Source organism: Psychromonas arctica, assembly GCF_038155225.1.
Lineage (GTDB): Bacteria > Pseudomonadota > Gammaproteobacteria > Enterobacterales > Psychromonadaceae > Psychromonas > Psychromonas arctica_B.
In genome coordinates this window covers 230994-251428 of sequence record NZ_JBAKBA010000001.1, presented here as the reverse complement: position 1 = coordinate 251428, position 20435 = coordinate 230994, and the positions used below count along the sequence as shown (strand labels likewise).

General features: G+C 37.2%; 14 protein-coding genes. 8 read left to right on the top strand and 6 right to left on the bottom strand.

Annotated elements, in window-relative coordinates; genetic code table 11:
- Positions 1 to 48: 48 nt before the first annotated feature.
- A complete protein-coding gene (locus V6255_RS01170; protein ID WP_341626493.1) occupies positions 49 to 3360 on the bottom strand; it encodes a transglutaminase family protein in 3312 nt (1103 codons plus the stop codon).
- Positions 3361 to 4195: 835 nt separating this feature from the next.
- Here V6255_RS01170 and V6255_RS01165 point away from each other — a divergent pair.
- Both V6255_RS01165 and V6255_RS01160 read left to right on the top strand, forming a co-directional pair.
- Positions 4196 to 4981: an SHOCT domain-containing protein gene (locus V6255_RS01165; protein WP_341626492.1), complete on the top strand. Its 786-nt coding sequence runs from the start codon at positions 4196 to 4198 to the stop codon at positions 4979 to 4981.
- A 238-nt stretch (positions 4982 to 5219) separates the two neighbouring features.
- Positions 5220 to 6425, top strand: a complete 1206-nt coding sequence (locus tag V6255_RS01160; RefSeq protein WP_341626491.1) for a putative zinc-binding metallopeptidase — start codon at positions 5220 to 5222, stop codon at positions 6423 to 6425.
- Between the two features lie 203 nt (positions 6426 to 6628).
- On the opposite strand, the gene V6255_RS01155 is transcribed toward V6255_RS01160, so the two are convergent.
- The 4 genes from V6255_RS01155 to V6255_RS01140 all read right to left on the bottom strand — a co-directional run bounded on the left by V6255_RS01155 (position 6629) and on the right by V6255_RS01140 (position 10591).
- Entirely contained in the window at positions 6629 to 7423 is a 795-nt protein-coding gene (locus V6255_RS01155) for an HAD-IIB family hydrolase (protein ID WP_341626490.1), read from the bottom strand.
- A gap of 108 nt (positions 7424 to 7531) precedes the next feature.
- On the bottom strand, positions 7532 to 8815 hold the full coding sequence (locus tag V6255_RS01150) for a TRAP transporter large permease (protein WP_025563399.1): 1284 nt from the start codon (positions 8813 to 8815) through the stop codon (positions 7532 to 7534).
- Between the two features lie 8 nt (positions 8816 to 8823).
- Entirely contained in the window at positions 8824 to 9300 is a 477-nt protein-coding gene (locus tag V6255_RS01145) for a TRAP transporter small permease (RefSeq protein WP_341626489.1), read from the bottom strand.
- A 262-nt stretch (positions 9301 to 9562) separates the two neighbouring features.
- Positions 9563 to 10591, bottom strand: coding sequence for a C4-dicarboxylate TRAP transporter substrate-binding protein (locus V6255_RS01140; RefSeq protein WP_341626488.1), 1029 nt, complete (start codon positions 10589 to 10591; stop codon positions 9563 to 9565).
- Between the two features lie 325 nt (positions 10592 to 10916).
- On the opposite strand from V6255_RS01140, the gene V6255_RS01135 reads away from it, so the two are divergent.
- Entirely contained in the window at positions 10917 to 11630 is a 714-nt protein-coding gene (locus V6255_RS01135) for a glycerophosphodiester phosphodiesterase family protein (protein ID WP_341626487.1), read from the top strand.
- Complete coding sequence (locus tag V6255_RS01130) at positions 11627 to 12370, top strand: DeoR/GlpR family DNA-binding transcription regulator (protein ID WP_341626486.1); 744 nt, start codon at positions 11627 to 11629, stop codon at positions 12368 to 12370. The genes V6255_RS01135 and V6255_RS01130 overlap by 4 nt, the downstream gene beginning before the upstream one ends.
- Positions 12371 to 12759: 389 nt before the next feature.
- On the opposite strand, the gene V6255_RS01125 is transcribed toward V6255_RS01130, so the two are convergent.
- The gene (locus tag V6255_RS01125; protein WP_341626485.1) at positions 12760 to 14379 is read right to left on the bottom strand and encodes a glycerol-3-phosphate dehydrogenase/oxidase; all 1620 of its coding nucleotides are present in this window, start codon (positions 14377 to 14379) and stop codon (positions 12760 to 12762) included.
- 638 nt (positions 14380 to 15017) lie between these two features.
- On the opposite strand from V6255_RS01125, the gene V6255_RS01120 reads away from it, so the two are divergent.
- The 4 genes from V6255_RS01120 (at position 15018) to V6255_RS01105 (ending at position 20432) form a co-directional block, all read left to right on the top strand.
- Positions 15018 to 16211: an efflux RND transporter periplasmic adaptor subunit gene (locus V6255_RS01120; protein WP_341626484.1), complete on the top strand. Its 1194-nt coding sequence runs from the start codon at positions 15018 to 15020 to the stop codon at positions 16209 to 16211.
- Positions 16212 to 16214: 3 nt separating this feature from the next.
- Positions 16215 to 18173 (top strand): MacB family efflux pump subunit, encoded by a 1959-nt coding sequence (locus tag V6255_RS01115; RefSeq protein WP_341626483.1) that lies wholly within the window; start codon positions 16215 to 16217, stop codon positions 18171 to 18173.
- Positions 18174 to 18309: 136 nt separating this feature from the next.
- The gene (locus tag V6255_RS01110) at positions 18310 to 19737 is read left to right on the top strand and encodes an ATP-binding protein (RefSeq protein WP_341626482.1); all 1428 of its coding nucleotides are present in this window, start codon (positions 18310 to 18312) and stop codon (positions 19735 to 19737) included.
- Positions 19737 to 20432: a response regulator gene (locus tag V6255_RS01105; RefSeq protein ID WP_341626481.1), complete on the top strand. Its 696-nt coding sequence runs from the start codon at positions 19737 to 19739 to the stop codon at positions 20430 to 20432. Before V6255_RS01110 ends, V6255_RS01105 begins: the two co-directional genes overlap by 1 nt.
- Positions 20433 to 20435 lie beyond the last annotated feature (3 nt).

Sequence of the window (20435 nt, the reverse complement as noted above, 5' to 3'; positions counted from 1 at the left end):
TCACTCTACCTTAAATAAGGTAAAGGTAGAGTGATTTAGGTCCTACCTTTATTTAAAGGTTGGTTGTCTGCGTAAATCTAAGGTATTTGGGTAGTCTTCGTTGATACTTTCCTCTTCAGGAATAACAAACTCAGTAACAGCCCCAGCAGATTGGAAACTATGTTTAACTGCAGATGGACTCCAAGCAGCTTCATCAGTCGCCAATAAAGAAGGGGTATGTCCATGTTCCCAGAAGCGAGCAACTCTACGTCCTTCAGCTTCAAACGCATTAACAGGTAAGGTTTCTGGATTACGCCCACCAGCATGACTTACATGATATACAAATCCGCCTAATGAACGGCCTACCCATGTATCAATTAAATCAATGACTAACGGAGCATGTACACCAATGGTTGGATGCAATGCAGTTGGTGGTTGCCAAGCACGGTAACGAATACCTGCTACCATTTCATCTTTAGATTTACCTTTAACCGATTTCAGAGGTACACGACGCCCGTTACACGTAATAATATAGCGGTCACTGATCATACCTTTAACTTTGATTTGGGCTCTTTCTAATGACGAATCAACATAACGCGCAGTACCAGAAGCACTCGCTTCTTCACCTAGTACATGCCAAGGTTCAATCGCGGTTCTCAACTCTAATGTAATGTTGTCTATTTCTCGCGTACCACACACTGGGAACCTAAATTCAAAGAATGGGTTTAGCCAACTAAGTTGGAAGTTGAAACCAGCTTGTTGTAGGTCTCGCGCAACTTCCCCTAAATCATTCTCAACGTATTGTGGTAATAGGAACTTATCATGCAGCTCAGTGCCCCAACGTATTAATGGTTTATGGTAAGGCGTTTTCCAAAACCAAGCCAATAAGGTACGTAACAATAACATTTGTACCAAACTCATTTGTGAATGAGGTGGCATTTCAAAGCCCCTAAATTCAACAATCCCTAAACGGCCAGTTGCAGAATCAGGTGAATATAACTTATCAATACAGAACTCAGCTCGATGTGTATTACCCGTTAAATCAACCAATAAGTTACGCAATAATCGGTCAACTAACCAAGGTTCAGGCACTTCGCCCATCGGCATATGCGAGAAAGCAATTTCTAACTCGTACAACACTTCGTCTCTAGCTTCGTCTACACGTGGTGCTTGACTTGTTGGCCCAATAAATAGACCAGAAAACAAATAAGATAAACCAGGATGATGCTGCCAAAAAGTAATAAAACTTCTTAAAATATCAGGTCGACGTAAGAAAGGACTTTGATCCGGCGTTTCACCACCTAATGTCACATGATTACCACCACCAGTACCGGTATGACGGCCATCTGCCATAAACTTATCAGTACCTAAACGACACTGTTTTGCTAAGCCGTATAAAGTTGTGGTTCTTTCAACTAATTGTTTCCAAGAAACTGACGGGTGAATATTAACTTCTATTACACCTGGATCCGGTGTCACCGCATATTTTTCAACACGGCTATCTTTTGGCGGCGTATACCCTTCTATGACGACGGGAATAGTTAAACCTTTAGCTACTTTTTCAATAGCATTTAATAAGCCCATATATTGTTCGAAGTGACTGGTAGGCGGCATAAATATATACATACGCCCTTCTCTCACTTCTAACACAAGTGCGGTTTTAACCATCTCTTTGCCGATAAAACCTTTTTTAACTCTACCTGGTTTTTCAAAATCATCAGGAATATCAAAGGGGTCACGATCTATTATATTTTCAGTCCAATCAAGGCTGTCTAACGGTAAGCGGTAGCCTAATGGTGATTCACCCGGCAATAAGAAACAATGCCCACGTTTAAACTCCCACGTACATGATTGCCAGCAATTTTTGCCGTCATTCCATTTTAAAGGTAATGCATAACCGACTGGTTTTTCTATCCCTTTTTCCATTTTTGCTAATAAACCTTTACGGCTCATTGCATCAAGTAATTCGGGTTGCTCTGGGTTTAGCTCTACAGGTAAAGACGCTTCTTGCCACATGTGGTAAAGAATATCTTCATAGGCAGTGGTTAATGCTTTATCGCCTAAACCTAATGCACCACATAATTTTTCAGCAAATTGTTTGGTGTCTGTATGGTCTAATTTATAATCCTTATTCGGATCAGCTAACAGCTTAGCGTCTTTCCACAAAGGCACGCCATCTTTACGCCAATAACAAGCATACTGCCAACGTGGTAAAGGCTCTCCTGGATACCATTTACCTTGTCCATAATGCGTAAAACCACCAACCGTAAAGACTTTATTCATTTCTACAAATAAATCTTGAGCTAATTCTCTTTTTTGTTTCCCATCGGCTTCAGTATTCCACTGTGGGTGTTCCATATCATCAATAGAAATGAACGTAGGTTCTCCCCCCATGGTTAAATGGATACCTTCTTCATCGTAAACATTATCAACTTGCTGACCTAAACGATTGATAGCAGCCCATTGGACTTCAGAATAAGGTTTGGTAACTCGAGGGTCTTCATGTACACGCGTTACTTTATTGTAGAAACTAAACTCAGATTCACAATCGTCTATTCCACCTGTTACTGGCGCTGCTGAACTTGGTTCTGGTGTACAAGCTAATGGAATATGACCTTCTCCGGCGAATAAACCAGAAGTAGGGTCAAGCCCAATCCAACCAGCGCCTGGAATATAAACCTCAGTCCAAGCATGTAAATCAGTAAAGTCTTCTTCAGGGCCACTTGGGCCATCTAATGATTTTTGATCAGACGTTAATTGCACCAAATAACCCGATACAAATCGAGAAGCTAAGCCAAGATGACGGAATAACTGTACTAATAACCAAGCCGAGTCACGACACGACCCCGTTCCTTTAGTGATTGTTTCATTAGCAGTTTGTACACCTGGCTCTAAACGAATACCGTAACCCACTAGCTCATAGATAACCTGATTTACAGCCACTAAAAAATCAACACTACGAAGCGGTTCTTTTGGGCGTAAGGATGCTATCAACTCAAGGAATTTTGGACTCGCTTTACGTTTTTTTAAGTAAGGTGCAAGCTCAGATTTTGATAGAGAGTCATAAACAAATGGAAATTCTTCGGCATATTCTTCTAAAAAGAAATCAAAAGGATTGATAACGGTCAGTTCTGCGACTAAATCAACGGTAAAGCTGAATTCTGTGGTGGGTTTATTAAATACAACTCTTGCTTGATAATTACCGAAAGGATCTTGTTGCCAATTTATATAATGATCTTCGGGTACAATTTTTAAAGAATAACTTTTAATTTTAGTGCGGCTGTGGGGTGCAGGACGTAAACGAAATATGTGCGGCCCCATCTTAACTGAACGGTCATATTTATATTCAGTATGGTGTGTAATACCAACAGTAATGGTCATCAACTAATCCCCTTTAATGATACGCAACTATATAAATAACATGAAAATGTTATTTGGTGTTGATTTTATTTTCTGCAATATTTATTCCACTTACTTCAAATACAAAAAAATAAGGGCTTTAGCTTGATTAGCAGTCTAAATCAATCAATTAACAGGATGAATCCCCGTTAAATACAATAAAAAATAGTACTCCATATAATCCATGGTGCAAGAAATGCACTAAAATAGTACTAAAAAACAGTAAAATAGCTATCCAGTATAAACTTAATCTCTAGTAAAGAATGAAAGATAAGTCAGAAAAAACCACTTCTCCTTTATCTTAAATCTTAAGAAAAATATGAATCCTTTTTGAATATCTTTTTAGTGATGGTTATTAGCATTTAAAAGCCCTGCCTTAACGAAATAAATAGATTAATAATGGAATACAAACCTCTGTAATAATAAACCATGACCCGCTATCACTATAAAATCTAACCGCACGGCCCACTTATAATTATAAAATAATAAAGAAAAAGGATATAAGTACTTATTAAAAAAGAGATTAATTATATTTAATGTACGCCTTACCTAACGTCAAAAAAAGTTAACAATAAACCTGCTAAGAAGGTTAATAAAGATGCTATGATAGAGCATCTTTTGAGCGTTTAAATAATAAAAAAACGAGCAAAATTTATTAAGATAAAATAAGCAATTTGAGCAACATTCGTTCAAATATTTTATTCATATCATAATGTTCAATATTACTAATAAAATGCTAATAAATAATACACTTCAAATGGCCCGGTTTCTTCGGTTCAGTAACATCAAACCAATTTACCTAATAGGATAATTTCGTATGCAAAAGCTAACTGATATTGGTGAAAATTTCGTCAATGATATAGCATCACGTTATGGCTTAAGCCACGATGCAGTCGTCCACATGTTAGTTGCTGTGAATAATGGTGGCTGCTCCATGGCACAATTCAACTGTCCTGAATTAGGCGGTTCTGGCCAATGGATGCGTGGTGGTATGACAATGGTTGGCGACATGTTTAATAATGGTCTGAAAACCACGGTTGATAACATATGTAACGAACTATCAAACATACTCAGTAATAACCAAATATTTCCAATGATCCCAGCAGGTACACCCGGTAGTAATCAATGGTGGCCAGTTAATTTAGGCACTCCATTCAGTAGTGGTGCACAAAATAATAGCCGTTATGCTGTTTTTCCTAATCGATTAGCTGTTGAATTAAATGGACAAGTTTCTGTATACGACACACTAAACCATAATATTGGCGGTGTAAGTCAACAGCAAGGTAGTAATGATTCTCTCAGTTTTAGTAGTCAATTTGGTACACTGAGCGTGAATAGTTTACCTTTAGTTTCAGGCCAAGCAATGCCTCCTGCGCCGCAAACTAACTTTGTACAGCAAGATAACTTTACAGAAAAAAATACGGCACCTGAGTTTGTTCCAAATCAACCGAATGTAAATAAAACGATTACAAATAATTCAAATACTGAAACAACAAACCAAACACTAGAAAGTATAGCGAAATTAGCTGAGCTACGTGATTTAGGCGCGCTGACAGATGATGAATATAATAGTAAGAAATCTGATTTATTACAGCGAATCTAGTCGATAACCTCGATTAAAAGAATCAAATACCATTATTATTATGTTGTCATTTAGCTATGCACAAAATAATCAATGATGGTATTAATTCAAATATATTATTGATTATTTTTATATTTATTATTGTACATAGCTAAGTCGTATAATGTCTAAAACATGCTTAATGTTTGTTGAGTTGAATTGAGTACGATACTCGATAATGAACTATGCTTTTTCCATCCCTTTATTCTCCGGTATTAATATGAAAACATTCCAATGTAATTGCAAAGATCAACCTATTTTATTTTTTGAAAGCACTCACTGCATTGCTTGCTCAAGAACCGTTGGATTGGATGATGAATTTGACCAAGTAGAACCTTATGAACTTGATCAAAAAACAGGCTTATTTTTTAAAGCAGCAACCCCAAAAATTCATTATAAAAAATGTGACAATAATGAACAATTTAATGCCTGTAATGGCATGGTTAATTTAAGTACCTTTGTACCTGATCCAGATAACGAAGAAATGCTGTGCTTTGGATGTCGCTTTAATGAAACAGTTCCCGACCTAAATATTGTTGAACATATTCCTTTATGGAAAAAAATGGAAACCGCTAAGCGCCGTGCACTTTATACCTTAAAAGCACTGCCCATTCCGCTACAAGCTCTCAGTGAAAATCCTGAAACAGGGTTAAGTTTTGATTTTATAGCTGACAGAGATGTAAATGACCATTTCACCAGCCCACTAGCAGGGCATGAAACAGTATTCACAGGACATGATTGTGGACATATCACTATTAACCTAGCAGAAGCTGACGATGTAGCTCGTTCTCAAACAAAGCATGCAATGGGTGAACGATATCGTACACTGCTTGGTCATTTCCGCCATGAATTAGGCCACTATTATTTTGATCAACTAATTACTCACTCACCGAAAAAACACGCTTTATGTAAACAGTACTTTGGTGATGATCAATTAGATTATCAAGAAGCACTCAATCAACATTACGAGCAAGGCGCCCCACAAAATTGGCGTGATACTTTTATCAGCGAATATGCGACCATGCACCCTTATGAAGACTGGGCAGAAACGTGGGCGCACTATATGCATATTATAGATACCTTAGAAACGGCACAAAATTTTTCAATGGCTGGCTCAACTTCAGGAGTTGAAGCCGATACAGAAGAACTTGGGGAATTAAATTTACCTCAGGATGCTTCTTATTTTCGAAGACAAACCGACATAAATAGTATTTTAGATACGTGGATGGATTTTTCAGTGATGCTTAATTCATTAAATAGAAGTATGGGATTATCAGATGCTTACCCGTTTGTACTAACACAAGCAGTACGCACTAAGTTGTCTTTTATTCATCACGCAATACACAATAAATTACACCTTTTACCGCCGATCAAAATAACAGCGCAGAATAAGAAAAAGACCAACAGTAAAAATAAAATAAAATAATTTTATCACATTATTAAAGCTCTCATTATGTATTCATAATGAGAGCTTTCTCGAGAATGAATAATAAAATCTATATTTAATAAAAAAGTTCGAGTTATGATATCGAACAGTGATGATAACTTACACCAAAATAAAATCACTCTAGGTAAACTACCGAATAACGAAAGGAATAATTAACTATATTATTCAATTTGAATGCTCTACTACGCTGCTCCTTTAATCGCTAATAACTGTTTTACAAACTCAGCAAAACCATAACCACCAGATTCTGACATAACAAACTCAGGATGATGCTGAAGCTTATCCCAATACTTCTTAATATTAGCCACTCCAACACTTTTAGGTAATGTAGCAAACATGAATTCATCATTTAATGAATCACCAACATAACAAGCTTGAGATGTTATTTGGGACTCTGATAAGCCTTTTTCATGCAAGAATGCTAATGAAGTGGCTTTTTTAGAGTGTTCTCCATACCAACTATTAATATGAATGGAGCTTGCCGTCGCACTCGCCCCTAACTGTTTAATTTTAGATACAACTTCAGCGATTATTTCTGGTGATACCGGTTCTCGGTTTTGCCCGATATCAATAGCCACTTCACACAAGCGATATGATTGATCTAAGGTTAGATTCAAATCAGGATAAGCCAACAACAACTCAACAATTTGCTGCTTTAACTTAATTTGATTATCGACGATAGTTGACATCGGCGCACCGGAACGAAGTGTTAAGTACCCTTCCTTTTTCTCCATAATGAATGCACCGTTTTCACCAATCACGGCATCAACAGGCCAAAGTTGTGCAATATGGTCACACCACCCTGCACACGCACCTGTCACAGCAACCACTTTAAGACCTGCTTGTTGTAATGCAGACAAGGCGATTAAGGTTTCTGGTGGTAACTGACCTTTCCAAGTTAACGTATCGTCAACATCGGTCAATACCCACTGCACCTCTTTCCATTCATTAGTTAATGTATTTTTTGGTAGTTTCATCATATCTCTTAATATCTATGGTGCTTGTTCGTTTGTATTTATTAACCTATCGACTGAATAACCCACCTATAAATCAAATTATTAATCAGTAACTTAAAATTAATCGACTTATAATAAGTTAGGTAAGAACATCACTAAACCTTCTGAATAAGTTAACAACATTAATACAACTAATAATGCGAATAAGAGAGGTAATACCTCACGAACAAAGTCCACCAGTTTTACTTTAAGTATCGAACAAACTGTAAACATCATCGAGCCAAATGGCGGTGTGACTCCACCAATCATAATATTAACAATCACGATAATACCGAAGTGAACAGGGTTAACACCAAGGTTCAATACAGCAGGTAGTAATAGCGGCGTTAAAATGATCATTGCCGCCCCACCTTCAATGAACATACCAACAATCAATAACAACAAATTGATTAGCATTAATAAGACGAGCTTGTTATCAGTGACTAAAATCAAGGCAGAAGCCACATTCTGAGGGATCTGCTCCAACGTCATGTAATAACCAAAAATCATCGCACCAATGATAATGAACATCACGCTGCTAGTGCCTTGAATTGTCTCTTTGAAGATGGCAGGAAAATGGCTAACTTTTAATTCACGGTAAATAAACAACCCAATAATGGCACACAACAAAACAGCAATAGCACCCGCTTCAGTCGGTGTAAATAAACCAAAACGCATCCCTAAAATAATGCCAAATGGAATTAATAAAGCAGGAATTGCTTTACCTAAATAATGTAGACGTTCTTTAGCAGGTGCTGCTTCTGTTCTTGAAGGGGCGTATTTTCTACGTCTAGCAATGATTGCAATAGTGACCATCAAAGATAACGCCATCATGAAGGCAGGCACATAACCCGCAATGAACATTTCGTGCACTGACACATTAGCTAATAACGCGTAAATAATAAGATTAATACCAGGTGGAATCACAGGGCTAATACTTGATGATGCCGCAGTTATTGCCGCCGTAAAAGGCAAGTCATAACCACGTTTAGTCATTTCAGGTGCAAGTATTTTAGACTGCATTGCCGCATCAGCATTAGCAGAGCCAGAAATCCCACCCATTAATGTACTTAATGCGACGTTCACATGTGCAAGACCACCGGTTTTATGCCCAATCAATGAATCTGCAAGTGACAGTAAACTACGACTTATTCCAGAATAATTCATGACCGATCCCACCATAATAAAGAAGGGTATCGCCAATAACGGAAATGATGAAGCTGATGAAATAAAACGTTGCATCACTAAGCTGACTGGAATCGAGGTATTAATAAATAAAAAATAAACCAACGAAGAAGCGATTAATGAAAATGCGATGGGAACGTTTAATAAAAATAAAACGAACAACATAATAATTGGAAGATAGATTTCCACGGTGTCACCTATATAGTATTGGGTTGCTTTTTGAATAGCTGTTTTAAATCACTTCGAATGAAGTTTACGGTATGGATCGTCATCAAAGAGAAACACAAAAACAACACACCGTTAATCGTAAAGTAAGACATGCCCATCACAGGAGAAACTTTATTAGAGAGCATCATGTAGTCGTAACTTAAGTAAGCAAGGATCAAATTGATTACTAATAAGAATGATAAAACCACAAGATTAAACGGGATTTTTGCTTTTTCAGGTAATAATGCGATAACAACATCAACCCCCATGTGTAGCTTATGTTTGTAGCATGAGCTAATACCGAAATAGACAGACCAAATAAAACAGATAACGGCTAGCTCTTCGCTCCATGGCACAACAAAACCAAATCCATAACGAAGGAATACATTAATAATGACCATCAAAATGGTAATCGATATTGCAATGGATGCGAATATTTCTTCAAAATTTTTAACTAAGAAGCCCATGACTTCTCCTACTTCACTAATTGATATAATGGTTGTTAATTAAATTTTATTATTAGTCACACTCACCTCAATATAAAACGCAATAAAATTAGCCATTCAAAACCTTCAAAATATGACGGTTAAAGACTAATTATTGAAGTAATCGCTAATGGTGTGAATGAAATTTCAGTAATAATTATCTAACGTTAAAAAAATAACTGCCTTATTGAAAATACAATAAAGCAGTTACTTGATAATACTTTTTTAAAACTTGTTTTTTAGCTTATTCAGCAGCACGAATTTTTTCAAGTTCGGCACCAATTCGGCTACGGATATCATCACTCCAAGCTGGGAATTGGTTATAAACATCAGCGGTTAATTTACTGAATTCAGCGCTATCAACTTCATTAAATTTAACGCCTAGATCTTGTAGTTTTTGAGTGTACTCACTGTCTAACTTAACTAATTCAGTGGTATTTGAAATCGCACCAGCCGCTAGTTCTTCATTAATAATTTGCTGTTGCTCAGGTGTAAATTTATCCCAAACTTTAGGTGAGATATAAAGACCTACAGTACCCAAGAAATGTTTAGTTAATGACATGTTTTTAGCCACTTCATACATTTTAGTTGAGTACATAGTCAAAATTGAACCTTCAAGCCCATCAACAACACCTTGTTGAACACCTGCGTAGGTTTCAGGGAAAGGTAATGATGCAGGCGCAGCGCCCATCGACGTTAATGTGCTAATGAATAACTGGCTACCAGGAACACGAATACGCATGCCTGACATATCTGCAGAGCTTTTAATTTCTTTATTCGTGATCATATGACGGAAACCAAACATGTAATCAGCGTTTAACACTTTAATCCCTTTCTTTTCAACTTCAGCAGTTAAATCAGCGACTAACTTAGTGTCCATCATTGCTAGATATTCATCGTAAGAGTTATATAACATTGGGCCAGCTAACGCAGCGAAATCAGGAACATAATCACCAAGGTAACTTAAATCTTCTACAGCAATCCAATCGGCGCCATTAACAACTTGCTCAAGGTTATCTTTATAGACTGGTAATTGCCCACCAGGATAAACTTTGATATTCACACCACCGTCAGTACGTTCACGAATTTTATCAGTCGCTTTGATTAGCTCTTGCGTTAATAATTCATTTTGAGTAAATACCAAACTCATATTGATATCGATTGGCTCAACTGTTTTTGCAACGTCTGCGCCTTTCGTTGTATCAGTAGGTTTTTCGCCACAACCAACAAGCAATGCAACAGCTGTTAATACGGTTCCGATTACCTTTATCATAAATAGTACCTTTGTTTGTAAAGTTAGTTTTAATAAATCAGTTCGTTTATTAAAACAAAAAAAATAGTGAGATAAGTTGTATGTGCTTTTTTGTTAACTCATACAACATTATTCATATGAACATTTGTAGAGTCATATGAAAATCATTATCGTGCAAATAGTAGGTTACAAAAATGTAGACCAGAACGTATAAATACCATTGAATTGTTAAGTTAATATGACAGCCTGTTGTATTTTTAAGCCTTTTATATTTTCTAAAATGTATTATTATTAACCTAGCTATTAACAAGTCATTAACGTTCAAATGAACATTACAGGTGAATTTATGATTGCAGGCCATCGTGGTGCAGCTTCACTAGCGCCAGAAAATACGTTATCAGGTTTTAAAAAAGCACTGCAATCTGGTGCTAAATGGATTGAGTTAGATACGCAACTTAGCGCAGATAAAACACCTATCATCTTCCATGATGAAACGGTTAACCGTTGCACAAACGGTGAAGGCTTAGTGGCTGATTTAACGTTTAGTCAACTACAAGCATTAGATGCCGGAAGTTGGTTCTCAGACGCGTTTATTGGTGAACAGATTATCTCGCTTGAACATACTTTATTGTTCTTCATGGAGAATGATTTAAGTATGAATCTTGAAATTAAGATTCATCACCCACATCAAGCTGAACCGCTAGTGAATGAGATCGCAAAGGTATTAACTAACGTAAACTTTCCAAATGAAAAGCTCATCTTGTCTAGCTTCTCTGAATTAGCACTAGCGCATTGTCATCAAGTCATACCAGATATTCGATTAGGTTATATTACTGAACATAACCCACTAGCTACGTTAGAAAAATTAAAGCCTCTGAACCTATATAGCGTACATCTTGATCATAAAATATTAGATAAAACGATGGCAAAGACAATCACAGATGCAGGACTTAAACTGGTTATTTGGACACTTAACGATGTAACACAAGCAGATAAATTTAGATCTTGGGGCGTCGACATTATTATTACTGACAAACCAGATGTATTTGTTAACACATGATAAAACTTAACGCTCGTCAGCAAAATATTTTACTGCGCTTACGTAAGAAGGAAGATATTCAGATAGAAACGATGTCTGAACACTTTCAAGTGACAACGCAGACTATTCGCCGAGACGTTAATCAACTTTGTAAAGCAGGTTATGCTCGCCGTATCCATGGCGGTGTAGGATTACCTGCACAATTGACCAATAGCAGTTACCAATATCGTAGTGATATACAGTTTGATGTAAAAGATCAAATAGCCAAAAAAGTCGCCAATGCTATTCCTGATGGTTCAACCATCATTATGGGGATCGGCACGACAGTAACGCGTATTGCCTATTATTTAAAAACCAAACACCGTGTGATCACCAATAACTTACAGGTTGTTCGCATTCTAGAAATGAACCCTGATATTGAGGTCTATATTGCAGGAGGGTTATTTCGATCACAACAACAAGATGTGGTTGGTAATAATGTCACAGAGTTCTTCAATGATTTTGAAGCAGACATCGGCATATTAGGCTGCGCAGCGGTGACGAGTAGTCATTCAGCAATGGAACATGAAACCGCTGAAGCAGAGATTTCAAGATGTATTGTAAAAAACTCACGACAAACTTGGTTAGTAGCCGATGCCACTAAATGGACGATTTCCGCTTCGGTGAAAGTCGCTTCATTGTCTGAGTTTGATAAAATTTATAGTAATCACACTAACCTTCCCTCAGATCTCCCACTGGTATCTGTTAATAAAATAGCTTAATGCAGAGCTTACTTGATATAAGGCTAATTAGCGTAAAGTACTCACTGCCAATTCGTGGATTCACCGCACGTAATAGCCGAAGAATAGCTAAAAATAAAGTTAAAAACAGAATGAGTATAAGAACAGAATTATAAATCAGGTTAAAAGTAGGGAGAGTTTTTAATAGATTATTACAGGATAGTGTATTGTCGCAGAGTGTCGTTATCACGATTATTTATTGAAGCTAATTTACTTATTAAAATAATCGCTATAACCATTATGATTGATACTACAATCAAACGAACATTAGGAAAGTAATACGAACATTACTTTCCTAAATAAACACCACTTACTTCATTATATTTTCACTGGATATACATCAGTAAATAATGAATAAGCGGCGTTAACAGTTAAATGCGGTTAAAATTAGTTCGACCACGGAATTCATCCATTTTTTGTTGTGCATCATCACCAAACAAACGTTTACTTATCGCTTCCAGCCCTTCTGCATTGTCTAATAGCTCTTTACGAATCACTAATGTTGCTTTTGAACGTCGACGAAGTAAGTCATCAAGGTTAACAATCATTTCATTCTCGGCAACCCAGTCAATTTCAGCCCAAGTAAACTCAGTATGTTCAAGCGCAAGATTTGCTTTAGCTGGATTTTGTTTAATCGCTTCAACTAGTACAAATGCATCTTCGCCATAACGACGCCAGAAACGACTAGATAAAGGCTCAAGCGCACCTTTTGGCGTTAACTTATCAATATTGAATTCTTCAACCTCACCCATAAACTTAGCTTTAACTTGATCAGCAGGTTCGCCGTACCAAAGTGCATCAGAACGGTTCATTGAAATTTCTAAATCTTCAATAATATCAGCAACTTCATCGCCAACATTAATACAGTCTGTTAGTTTTCCACCAAAAATGCTGATGTGTTTATCTGCCTTATTAACATCAATTGCATGCTTACGAGATAACGCAACCCAGTCAGCAACACCTTCTTCAGCTTCAATGGCTAACGGACGGACGCCACATCGTTCAGCAATAATGTCATCTTTAGTTAATGGCTTATCTAACTCTAATAAAGTATTCGCATTATCAAGAATGAATTGGCGATCTTCATCCGTAACGGATGTTTGATGGCTTTCAACTTGGTTATCCGTTGTACCAATACACGTTTTAGAGCCCATTGGTAACACAAAGAACAAACGTCCATCACTAGCAAAGAAAGCTAGTACGCGATGTTCTTTCGAAATGCGATCAACCGTTAAATGTACCCCCTTAGAAAATAAGTGATGATGCGATGTCTTCTGTTTAGTGCCTTTATTAACTTGGTCAACTAACGGGCCACACGCATTTATTAGCGTTTTTGCTTTAATAGTAAATGCTTGATCGTTGGTTTTATCTTTTGCTTGTATCACCCATTGGTCATTTTCACGTACCGCGTTAACCGACTCAACATAGTTTGCAACGATAGCTGATTTTTTTGCCGCAGCAGTAATAAAGTTGAATACAAAGCGCGAATCATTATCTTTTAAAAAAGCATCTGAGTATTCGAAACCCGCTTGCGCGCCGGTGACTTTAATACTTGGTTCAAGTTGTTTAATCGTATTACGCGTTAAGTATTTAGGCGCCATAGTGAACAGACGACCGAATAACCAATAAGCTAGCGTCCCCATGAACACAAACCACACAGGGAAGCGGAACCCTTTTTGAATAGTCGTTAAGAAACGAACCTCAGTCACTGATGATGGGTAATGTTTCATTAAGTTATTACGGCTTTTACAAAGTTTATTCACTAAACGATACTCATGGCTTTCTAGGTATTTAATACCACCCCATGCGAGATTTGATGAGTTAGAGCTGGTTGCCCCTGCAAAATCTCCTTTATCGATTAGTCCAACTTTAACGCCTTTAGCAGCCAAAGATGCCGCAGCAACAGCACCATTAATACCACCACCTAAAATAAGGACATCTAACTCTTCTTCAGCTAGCTGTTTAATATTGTTTGTTCTATTGAGGCTCATTTCGGAATCCTTGATCTAAATGTTCGATAACGCACTTTAATGTTCACATTAGAGCATATTGTTTTTCTAATTAATACGATCATTCGCACTTTACTTATAAAAAATATGACTAATTGATAACCAAAAAGAAAAAATGATGAATAATACTCATTAAATAAAAACTACTTGAAATGATTCAGTGAGGGATTAACGTTTCATTATGATGCGTGCTGGATAAGATCTTCATCTCAAATAATCAGTAAATTGTATTCCCTCAGTCTTAATACTGAGGGCATGGTATTAAGGTTTAATTAAATAGGCATAATATTTTGTAAAACAACCACGATATGATGATTAAAGACGCTAATGTGCAGAGATAAGTTTAATGGAATCAAAGGCTGTGATTACTTTTTTTAATTGAAAATAGCTTATTTTTTTTTAATGCTTACAAAAGCACTATAACGCTTGATGGATAAAGTAATAAATAAAACACATCTACACAATTACCACACAATTGTATAAAAAATAAAAATAGTTATTAAAATACAAAGAGTTAATTTATTTTCCATCTCCATTTTTTACCTATATTTGTCCCTTATACTTATCCTAATCGCTTTCATAGAAGCACTTCTACTTTTACTAATAAGATTAGGTAAGTCATGAATAAAAAAATAAAGCATCTAACGATATTAATATTGTTCGCTGTTGGAGTTGGTTTCTCGATTAAATACTACTTTGCAGAAAATGAACAAAACCTTGTTTTTACTACCGACTTTGTGAAAAAAGGCAATATAGAAAATGTAGTCTTAACAAATGGTGTACTTTATCCCTATACCCTCGTTGATGTAGGTTCTCAAGCTTCAGGACAAATAGACAATATTGCAGTTAATCTCGGCGATCAGGTTAAAAAAGGTGATTTAATTGCCCAAATAGACAATTTGACGCAAAAAAATACGTTAAAAGAAGCGCAAGCGTCACTTAATATTATCAATGCTCAATACCGAGCAAAACAAGCACAAATATATGAAGCAACAGCAGAATTTAAGCGTCAACAGAGCATGTTTAAAAATGGTGTGGCTTCGCAGTCCATTTTCGACACGGCGCAGGCAACGTTAACCGTATATAGCGCAGAACTAGAACAAATCGAAGCGCAAAAAGAACAAGCGTTGATCAGTGTCGATAACGCCAAATTAGAATTAGGTTATACAACAATCGTTGCGCCTATCGATGGCACTGTTATTTATATTTCTGCACAACAAGGTCAAACTATCAGCAACAATCAAGAAACACCTAGCATTGTTGAACTTGCGCAGCTTACAACCATGACCATTAAAGCTGAAGTATCAGAAGCAGACGTTATTCATATAAAACCAGGGCAACAAGTTTACTTTTCAATTCTTGGTGATGCTAAACAAAAATACACAGCAGTATTACGTGCAATTGAGCCTGGCCCTACGTTATTGACTGGCGATGATAGTCAGCTGAGCATAGGTGACAGTGATGCTATTTATTACAATGCATTATTTGATGTCGACAACCCTGAACAGCTATTACGTATTGGTATGACTGCACAGGTCTCGATTATTTTAGACAGTGCTGCAGATGTATTACAGGTTCCAGCTCAAGTACTGATCAAAACGCCCAACAAACAGAATAGCTATCAAGTACCAGTCAAAGTAGATAATAAAGTCGAGTACCGTGATGTTGAAGTGGGTATCAATAACAGTGTTAATGCACAAATAATATCAGGACTTGAAGAAGGTGACGAAATTATTATCGGCCAATCCTCTGCAAATCAAGCCACTACCTCTAGCCGTAAGTCCGGTGGCCGTCAAAAACAAGTGGGGCTTTAATCTATGAATGAAGTACTACTTGAAATTGCAGGTGTCAGCCGAACATTTAGCGCTGGAGAACAAGATCTTACCGTATTAAATGACGTGAGTTTAAAAGTTCACAGAGGCGAAATGATCGCTATTGTTGGAGCATCAGGTTCAGGCAAGTCAACCTTAATGAATATATTAGGTTGTTTGGATAAGCCTTCGACAGGTCAGTATCTGATTAATGGTCAAGATACGTCTAAAATGGATGAAGACCAATTAGCGGCACTGCGCCGTGAATATTTTGGTTTTATATTTCAGCGTTATCATCTACTGGGTGACCTTTCTGCCGTCGCGAATGTGGAAGTACCAGCATTATATGCCAGTGAAGATAAAGCGACTCGTCGAGCAAAAGCTGAAGCATTGCTGACTCGACTGGGGTTGAGTGACAGGCTTGATCACAAACCAAGCCAATTAAGTGGTGGCCAGCAGCAACGAGTCAGCGTTGCACGTGCACTGGTCAATGGTGGCGACGTTATTTTAGCAGATGAACCAACAGGTGCACTTGATAGTAGCAGCGGCGAAGAAATGATGAAGCTGTTACAAGAATTACATAAAGACGGTCATACCATTATCTTAGTGACCCATGACTTACAAGTTGCGAAGTTCGCTGATCGTATTATTGAGATAAAAGACGGTGAAATAAAAAGTGATACCGTCACTAACCCAAAAACGGAAACAGTTAATTCAGTCGAATTTAAAAAAGAGAAAAAGGCGACTATCCCAATAAACAGTTTATTTGATTGGACACGTTATCTTGAAGCGCTAAAAATGGCGTTAACTGCTATGTCTAGTCATAAACTGCGTACGTTTCTAACCATGCTTGGCATTATTATTGGTATCGCATCCGTTGTTTCCGTTGTCGCACTGGGTAATGGCTCTCAACAAGCAGTTCTAGAAAATATGGCATCAATGGGCACCAACACGATTGAAATTAAACCCGGTAGTGGACTGGGTGATCGCCGTTCTGGTCGGATACGCACGTTAACAGCCAGTGATGCAGAGATTCTCAAAACATTACCATTTGTTGATAGTGTTACACCAACAGTGAGAGCAGATGTGGCAATTCGCTATAGCAACCAAGCCCTCACCGGTGAAGTACAAGGTGTAGGTTCTGAGTATTTTAGAGTAAATGGTTACACTTTAGCGCAAGGCCAATATTTTGATGAAAATAGCGTTGATGACCTCGCTCAAGTGGCCGTCATCGACTCAAACACTGTCGCCTCTTTATTCCCAAAAGAATCAGCACTCGGTAAAGTGATATTTCTCGGTCAACTACCCGTAAGAGTGATTGGCGTGACAGAACCAAGAGAAAGTGCCTTTGGCAATACTGATGCACTAAATGTGTGGATCCCTTACACCACGGTATCAGCACGTATTTTTAGACAAAATGATGTTAATGATATTACTGTACGAATTAATGACAGCGTATCTAGCACCGCTGCTGAACAAGGCATTATTAAGCTAATTAAGATGCGTCATGGTGTTGAAGACTTTTTTACTGTTAATACCGATACTATTCGAGCAAATATTGAGAAAACGTCAGCGACGATGACCATGCTTATTTCAACCATAGCGTTTATCTCACTGATTGTAGCGGGCATTGGTGTTATGAATATTATGTTAGTGTCAGTAACTGAACGTACCCGTGAAATAGGTATTCGAATGGCAGTAGGTGCTCGTAAGCATGATATTTTACGACAATTTTTAATTGAAGCGGTGTTAGTCTGTATTTGCGGTGGTATTTTGGGTATTTCATTGGCTTTTTTAATTGGCCTTATCTTTGCCTCGAGCAGCAGTGACTTTCAAATGATTTATTCAACGAATTCAATCATTACCGCATTTGCTTGCTCAACTTTAATCGGTGTTTTATTTGGTTATCTGCCAGCACGAAATGCGGCTAAACTTAACCCGGTAGAAGCATTGTCTAGAGATTAATAAGATGCATACCGAACAGATAATACCTGAGGTTAGTATCATAGATTTACAAGCAGTTAGTTTGAAATAAAGTGAGCTATATTCGATAAAATTAACTCACTTGCTCAGTGATATTAATGATAAAAAAGGAATTAAATTGAAGTTATTTTATAAATTTTTCTTTGCATTTTGCCTGACCAGTTTTGTCGCTGTGGGCTTAATGCTGCTATTAATAACCATCAATTTATCCACCAGCTTCAATGACTTTGTGAATGAAGCTGAACATAAAAAAATTGCAGATTTAAAGAGCCGAATCACTGCTTACTACCAAGAAAATGACAATTGGAATGAATTAAAAGGAAATGAGCCTCTTTGGAAATCCATGTTAGGGCCAAAAGCAAAAGCTGGGAGCAATAAGTCACAATCAAAGGATGATATTGAGGCTGATGATAGCCTCTCTGCACTAAGTCATTTGTTACAAACACAACAAAGATTAAGCCTATACGATGTTGATAAAAAAGTAGTTATTGGCAAACCATTAATAACTGATAACTCATATAGCGAAATAATTGAGTTAAATGGACAAACTATTGGATGGATTAGCTTAATTCCCTCTGAATTGGCTAAAGGTAGCCCTGGCAGTCAATTTTTAGCACAGCAATATAAAAGTTATTACGTAATCGCTTTAATTGTAATTGTGCTGTCATTCTTTACTGCTTGGTTATTTTCAAGGCATTTAGTCGCGCCAATCAGTTCGCTTATTGAAGGTACTTACACCTTAATTAAAGGTGATTATCGTATTAGAATCGAAAAGAAAACAAACGACGAATTGGCTTTGTTATCGGACAACGTCAATGTACTAGCTGACACCTTAGACAAAAATCAACATAGCCGTTTTAAATGGATGTCAGACGTAACACATGAATTGAAGACACCATTAACCGTATTAAGAGGCCAACTTATTGGTGTACAAGACGGTATATTTGTAGCAGATGAACAGCGTGTTCAACTGTTTATAGATCAAATAGATAGCATGAGCCATATTGTTAATGACCTTTATCAGCTCTCTATTACCGACGTAGGTGGACTCACTTATAAAAAAGAATCGCTCAACCCTATTCAAATACTATTGCAAGTAGCCGATAGTTTTACAGCTCAGTTTAGTCAAAAAGAACTTCGAGTCGATTGCTCACAAGTCGCCCAATTAATGGCAGATAAAAAATGTATCGTACTAGCCGATAAAGATAGGATTCGACAATTATTCGTTAACCTTTTCGAGAACTGCTGCCGTTATACTGATGCACTTGGACAAATCCAAATATCAGTACAAATCATTGCTAAGCAAGTGCATATTCAAATACAAGATTCAGCCCCCGGTGTGCCGGTAAATGTCCAAGATAAATTGTTTGAGCGCTTTTATCGCGTAGAGCCTTCTCGTAATCGAGATTATGGAGGTTCTGGCTTAGGCTTAGCCTTATGTAAACAAATTGTCGATGCTCACCAAGGTACTATTACCACTTCCGAATCATCATTAGGTGGACTAAGTATTCATATTACATTGCCAGAGCATAGGAGTTATACATAATGAAAAAACAGACTATTCTCATTGTTGAAGACGAAGCCCATATAGCAGAGATACTGATCGCTTATTGTCAAAATGCAGGTTACTTAGTCGAACACCACTGTAGCGGTAAAGAGGTAGTTGGTTTTGTTGAAGATAATAGCATTGACCTGATGTTGCTTGACTTAATGTTACCCGATATTGATGGCTTGGAAATATGCAAAAAAATCAGATCCTTCTCAGAACTACCTATCATCATGATCACTGCAAAAGGCGAAGAAATTGATAAACTACTCGGCTTAGAATTTGGCGCAGATGATTATATTTGTAAACCATTTAGTCCAAGGGAAGTGATGGCGAGAGTTAAAACCGTATTACGCCGAGCCGGCAATAATAATGAGATTGATGCTACACAAGTCATTAAACACTCTGGATTCGAAATGAAAATAAACGCCTTTGAAGTGACCTTCAAAGGACAGTTTTTAGATTTAACACCAAGGGAGTTTTTAATCGTTCGACTTTTTTTAGAAAACAGCGGTCGAGTATTCAGCCGAGAAGAAATATTAGTGTATGCCTACAGTGACACCTTTGATATATCCGACCGTAACATCGATACTCATATTAAAAATATTCGTAAAAAAATTAACAATATCGCACCTGAAGTAGACCCAATAAACTCAGTCTATGGCATTGGTTATAAGTTTAATAAATTATCCTAATAA

Excerpts from the sequence above, each read along its gene's own strand:
- V6255_RS01170 (WP_341626493.1), bottom strand. The coding sequence starts at position 3,360 with ATGACCATTACTGTTGGTATTACACACCATACTGAATATAAATATGAC.
- V6255_RS01165 (WP_341626492.1), top strand. The coding sequence starts at position 4,196 with ATGCAAAAGCTAACTGATATTGGTGAAAATTTCGTCAATGATATAGCA.
- V6255_RS01160 (WP_341626491.1), top strand. The coding sequence starts at position 5,220 with ATGAAAACATTCCAATGTAATTGCAAAGATCAACCTATTTTATTTTTT.
- V6255_RS01155 (WP_341626490.1), bottom strand. The coding sequence starts at position 7,423 with ATGAAACTACCAAAAAATACATTAACTAATGAATGGAAAGAGGTGCAG.
- V6255_RS01145 (WP_341626489.1), bottom strand. The coding sequence starts at position 9,300 with ATGGGCTTCTTAGTTAAAAATTTTGAAGAAATATTCGCATCCATTGCA.
- V6255_RS01140 (WP_341626488.1), bottom strand. The coding sequence starts at position 10,591 with ATGATAAAGGTAATCGGAACCGTATTAACAGCTGTTGCATTGCTTGTT.
- V6255_RS01135 (WP_341626487.1), top strand. The coding sequence starts at position 10,917 with ATGATTGCAGGCCATCGTGGTGCAGCTTCACTAGCGCCAGAAAATACG.
- V6255_RS01130 (WP_341626486.1), top strand. The coding sequence starts at position 11,627 with ATGATAAAACTTAACGCTCGTCAGCAAAATATTTTACTGCGCTTACGT.
- V6255_RS01125 (WP_341626485.1), bottom strand. The coding sequence starts at position 14,379 with ATGAGCCTCAATAGAACAAACAATATTAAACAGCTAGCTGAAGAAGAG.
- V6255_RS01120 (WP_341626484.1), top strand. The coding sequence starts at position 15,018 with ATGAATAAAAAAATAAAGCATCTAACGATATTAATATTGTTCGCTGTT.
- V6255_RS01115 (WP_341626483.1), top strand. The coding sequence starts at position 16,215 with ATGAATGAAGTACTACTTGAAATTGCAGGTGTCAGCCGAACATTTAGC.
- V6255_RS01105 (WP_341626481.1), top strand. The coding sequence starts at position 19,737 with ATGAAAAAACAGACTATTCTCATTGTTGAAGACGAAGCCCATATAGCA.